This is a genomic window from Vibrio sp. 10N.239.312.D08, assembly GCF_041466145.1.
Lineage (GTDB): Bacteria > Pseudomonadota > Gammaproteobacteria > Enterobacterales > Vibrionaceae > Vibrio > Vibrio crassostreae_C.
This window is the reverse complement of the sequence record NZ_JBFSSD010000091.1, coordinates 1-5,026: the sequence shown is the minus strand read 5'-3', so window position 1 is coordinate 5,026 and position 5,026 is coordinate 1. Positions and strand designations below refer to the sequence as shown.

Genomic DNA, 5,026 nt, shown 5'->3' with positions numbered 1-5,026 from the left:
GTAATAAAGCCAATGTAAGTACCCGGATTAGCCGAATCTTCTTTTATCTCAACCGCAAATCCATTCGATTTCAGTGCACCGCCCACATTGAACTCTGTTGGCTCAATACGGAAACTGGTCACATCATCACTTTGACTGGTGAAGGTAATCGTCTCAGTTTGACTAACTGCAGTGCCACTTGGCGCAGAGCCGTCACTAAGATTGATTTCAGACAGAGTAACGCTTGGCACTGCATCAATGGTTGGGATATCACCATCAGTAATCGTCAGAGTGACCGTTGACGTCACCACATCGTTATCTAAATCGCTTGAAGTCACCACTATCGACTTCACGATATCTTCGCTAGCTGTGTGATCTAGGTTGCGATTGGGTTCGAAACGCACGTCACCTTGAAGAGTGATGAACAACTCGCCTTCAGTGAAGCTAAATTGCTGCTCACCATTGTCCGTTTGATCCAGTGTTCGAACTTGACCGTCATAAGTGAACTCAGTAATGGTCGCACCATCAGCACTCTGCTCTGGCATCACATCAATGGTAGTTGTGGTCACCACCCCTACGCCCAGATCAGCGACGGTTGGCTCTTCGATATTCAGGATGCCATTGCTCATGCCTTGAACATCATCTTCGATGGTCACAGTCAGTGACGACATCACTGAGTCATCACCGTCACTGTCTACCGCATAAACAGGCAGGTCAAAGCTCAAACTGTTATTCACCAGACCATCTTCGTGGTCAAGCGCTTCAAGTAACGTAAAGGTGTATTGACCTAGATTTGTACCAGAGAAGGTAACGGTAAAGATGTTGGTTTCAACATCCGACGCATCTTTCACAAAACCGATGTAATCGCCAGCACTGTTAGGATCTTCTTTTAGCTGAACCGCCAAGTTGTTTGACGTTAACGTACCTAGAGTATTGAACTCTGCAGGCTCGATACGGAACGACTCAACATCGTCACTCTCATGAGTAAACTGAATGACTTTGGTGTCGCTGACCGCAGAGTTAGATGGATCAGAGCCATCGGCTAGATTCGTTTCAGATAGTGAGATTGGAGGAATGACATTAATGGTTGGCACATCGCCGTCCGTAATGGTCAGCGTCACTGTCGAGGTAAGAACGTCGTCATCACCATCGCTCGATGTCACCACGATGCTCTTAACGATATCGCCAACCGAGTGGTCTAAATCTCGGTTCGGCTCAAAGCGTACTTCCCCTTGAGTCGTAATAAACAGTGATCCTTCGGTGAAGGTAAACTCTTGCTCGGTCGCATCATTCGGGTCTAGAGAGTAAGCGGTGCCGTCATAGGTAAATTGAGTCACACTCGCGCCATCGGCACTCGCGGATGTTAATACATCGAAAACGGATGTCGTTGGCGTACCTGCAGCTAAGTCGGCGACAGTAGGCTCTTCAATCGTCAGATCGCCACTAGCCATAACTTGAACATCATCGGTAATAGTGACTGACAGAGGTGACATTAACGAGTCATCACCGTCGGTATCAACCGCGTAAACTGGCAAGTTAAATGTTAGGTCGTTATTGCCTTGGATTGGTGTGTGGTCAATCGCTTCCAGAAGAGTGAAGGTGTATTCACCCAAAGTGGAACTGCTGAAATCGAGAGTAAACACCGTGGTTTCGACATTCGAAATATCGGTCGTGAAACCAATATAATTGCCAGAGCCTGTTGGTTCCTCTCGAATCTCAATGATCAAACCATCTGATTTGAGCGAGTTGTCTGTATTAAATTCGGTTGGCTCTAGGCGGAACTTCTCTACATCGTCGCTTTGATTCGTGAATGAGATGGTTTCTGTTTGACTCACGGCCCCCATGATTGGTGACGAGCCATCCGCTAAATCTGCTTCAGCAAGCGCGATGCTTGGCACCGATTCAATCGTTGGGATATCACCATCAATAATCGTCAGTGTGACAGTGGCTGTTTCAACATCCACATCGCCATCGCTTGACGTGAAGACGAGAGATTTAACGATATCGCCACTCTCGTGGTCTAAATCACGGTTCGGTTCAAAGCGCACATTACCTTCGATGGTGACGAACACATCACCCTCAGTGAACGTAAATTTCTGCTCGCCTGTGATTGTTGGATCTAGAGTTTGAGCGGTACCACCGTCATAAGTGAACTGGGTAATCACAGCTCCATCGGCACTTTGCGCCGTCATTACATCAATCGTATTGGTCGTCACCGTACCGTCAGCTAAATTCGGCTCGGTAATATCCAGCGTACCGTTCGCCATGATTTGGACGTCATCACCAATGGTCACCGACAACGGCGACATTAATGAATCATCACCATCTGAGTCCACCGCATAAACTGGCAAATCGAAGGTCAGTTCGTTGTTATCTAAGCCATCGGCATGGTCTAACGCCTCAAGCAACGTGAAGGTGTATTCACCCAACGTGGTACCTGAGAAGCTTAAGCTGAAGACAGGAACGTCCGTTCCACCGTCATCAATAAAGCCGGTATAGATGCCTGAGTCTGCTGGGTCTTCTTTAAGCTCAACCGCAATGTTGTTCGACGTTAACGCACCACCCACATTGAACTCAGTTGGTTCGATTCGGAACTTCTCAACATCATCACTTTGGTTGGTAAACGAGATAGTCTCGGTTTGACTCACCGCACTGCCGCTTGGTGTCGAGCCATCGGCAAGCTGTGTTTCTGATAGCGTCACGCTTGGTACGGATTCGATGGTTGGAATATCACCATCAGTAATGGTCAGAACAACCGTCGCGGTCTCGACGTCCACATCGCCATCGCTGGATGTCACCACAATCGATTTCACAATGTCTTCGCTAACCGTGTGGTCTAGATTGCGGTTTGGTTCGAAGCGTACTTCACCTTCAAGTGTGATAAACAAAGAGCCTTCAGCAAACACAAACTCTTGCTCACCGGTATCAGCTTGGTCAAGCCTCAGTGGAGTCCCACCATCGTAAGTGAACTCAGTAATGGTAGCACCGTCAGCACTCTGCTCTGGCATCACATCAATGGTAGTTGTGGTCACCACCCCTGCGGCCAGATCGGCGACGGTCGGCTCTTCGATATTCAGGATGCCATTGCTCATGCCTTGAACATCATCACCGATGGTTACATTTAACTGAGAAACCAAAGAATCATCGCCATCGCTATCAACGGCGTAAACAGGCAGGTCAAAGCTCAGATCATTATTTGCAAGGCCATCAACATGGTCTAACGCTTCAAGTAAGGTGAAGGTGTATTGACCTAAGTTGGTATCCGAGAAGCTAATAGTGAAGACGTTGGTTTCAACATCCGATGCGTCTTTAACAAAACCGATGTAATCACCAGCACTGTTAGGATCTTCTTTTAGCTGAACCGCCAAGTTGTTTGACGTTAACGTACCTAGAGTATTGAACTCTGTTGGCTCGATACGGAACGACTCAACATCGTCACTCTCATGAGTAAACTGAATGACTTTGGTGTCGCTGACCGCAGAGTTAGATGGATCAGAGCCATCGGCTAGGTTCGTTTCAGATAGTGAGATTGGAGGAATGACATCAATGGTCGGAACATCACCATCGGTAATGGTCAGCATTACTGTTGAGGTAAGAATGTCATCATCGCCATCGCTTGACGTCACCACGATGCTCTTAACGATATCGCCAGCCGAGTGGTCTAAATCGCGGTTTGGCTCAAAGCGGACTTCCCCTTGAGTCGTGATAAACAGTGAGCCTTCGGTGAAGGTAAACTCTTGCTCGGTCGCATCATTCGGGTCTAGAGAGTAAGCGGTGCCATCATAGGTAAATTGAGTCACGCTCGCGCCATCGGCACTTGGTGAGGTCAAGACATCGAAAACGGATGTCGTTGGCGAACCTGCAGCCAAGTCGGCGACAGCAGGCTCTTCGATACTCAGCGAACCACTCACCATCACTTGAACATCATCCGTAATGGTGACTGATAGCGGTGACATTAACGAATCGTCACCGTCGGTATCAACCGCGTAAACTGGCAAGTTAAATGTTAGGTCGTTATTGCCTTGAATAGGCGTGTGGTCAACGGCTTCAAGAAGCGTAAAGGTATATTCGCCCAAAGTAGTGCTGCTGAAATCGAGAGTAAACACCGTGGTTTCGACATTCGAAATATCGGTCGTGAAGCCAATATAATTGCCAGAGCCTGTTGGCTCTTCACGAATTTCAATGATCAAGCCATCTGATTTGAGTGAGTTATCTGTATTAAATTCGGTTGGTTCTAAACGGAACTTCTCTACATCATCGCTTTGATGAGTGAACGAGATGATTTCTGTTTGACTCACCGCACTACCACTTGGCAATGAACCATCAGCGAGATCCGCTTCTTTAAGTGATACGCTCGGCACCGCATCAATAGTCGGATTGTCACCATCAGCAATGGTCAGCGTAATGGTTGAAGTCACCGGGTCGTTATCAAAATCGCTTGAAGTCACGACAATCGACTTCACGATATCTTCACTCACTGAGTGGTCTAGATCGCGATTAGGCTCAAAGCGCACTTCACCTTCAAGGGTGATAAACAGTTCGCCTTCTGTGAAGCTGAACTGCTGTTCTCCTGAAATACTTTGATCCAGTGTGTTTACGACACCGTCATAAGTGAACCGAGTGATCGTCGCGCCATCAGCACTTTGATTTGGCATTACATCAATGGTGTTGGTTGTGATTGTACCGTCAGCAAGATTTGGCTCGGTGATATCTAACGTACCGTCTTGCATGATTTGAACATCATCACCGATAGTCACATTAAGCTGAGACACCAATGAATCGTCGCCGTCCGTATCAACCGCATAAATAGGCAGATCAAAGCTCAGATCGTTCTTATCTAAGCCATCGGCATGGTCTAATGCTTCAAGCAGTGTGAAGGTGTATTCACCTAACGTAGTACCGGAGAAGCTTAATCTGAAGACAGGAACGTCCGTTCCAGCGTCATCAATAAAGCCGGTATAGATGCCTGAGTCTGCTGGGTCTTCTTTCAGTTCAACCGCAATGTTGTTCGACGTTAACGCACCACCCACATTGAACTCAGTTGGTT

At 47.5% G+C, this 5,026-nt stretch carries 1 pseudogene; it reads right to left on the bottom strand.

Going from position 1 to position 5,026, the window contains the following annotated elements:
* Positions 1–5,026, bottom strand: a pseudogene (locus AB6D58_RS24110) (hypothetical protein); the annotation flags it as partial.